At 60.9% G+C, this 729-nt stretch carries 1 protein-coding gene; it reads right to left on the reverse strand.

Annotated features, from left to right (window positions below; all coding sequences use genetic code 11):
- A partial coding sequence (locus AC1D0Z_RS23450) for an FMN-binding negative transcriptional regulator (protein WP_477660517.1) occupies positions 1 to 530 on the reverse strand: 530 nt, incomplete at its 3' end.
- Positions 531 to 729: the final 199 nt, after the last annotated feature.

Genomic DNA, 729 nt, shown 5'->3' on the forward strand with positions numbered 1-729 from the left:
CTGTGCTGGTTGATCTTGACCTTGCACTGAAGGTCAGTGACCTCCAGTTCAAAAGCCACAATACCGGCCAGCATCTTGTGGGCAAACTCTTCGCCCAGGCCGCGCCACTGTTCGGCATAAGGCGGTTCGTGGTCGCCGATCAGTTTCTTGAGCAGCGCATCCTTGGCAGAAGGGTCTTCGATCAGCGTTGCCTGGACGGTGCAATGCACGGCCAGGTAGTTCCAGGTCGGCACGCGCGCCAGGTCGGGGTAGACCTTGGGCGACAAATAGGCATGGGGCCCCAGAAAAGTGGCGACAGCTTGCGGCCGGGCCTGCAGGTATCGCCAGTGGGGATTGGGCTTGGCTACATGGCCCAGGAGCACAAAGCCTGCGGGCCCAGGCGCTGAAGGGCGCTCTTCCAGGTGAAGCGGCAAATGCGTGACGTAAGGTAGCCCCGCGTCATCAACGCTGATCAGGCTGGCAAAAGCATGTTCCTGGATAAGCGCCGCGGCCTGCTCGCGGTCACCTCTGAACTGTGGTGGCATATACATGGCCTGAAGCATAGGCCAAAAAGCGAAGTTCAGGCGGCGCGTGCCAACAGGGCATGCGCCCACAATTTTTCGGCGCCGGCCTTGGGGCCCAGTTCTGCCAGCCAAGATACCCGGATGGACAGTGCGATGTCGAGCCGGAGCTTGCTGCCCGGCAGGTTCACGGTGGCCGACGGAAATGAAAGCCTGGCCAGTTCTTCTT

Source organism: Polaromonas sp. P1_E3 (assembly GCF_056405935.1).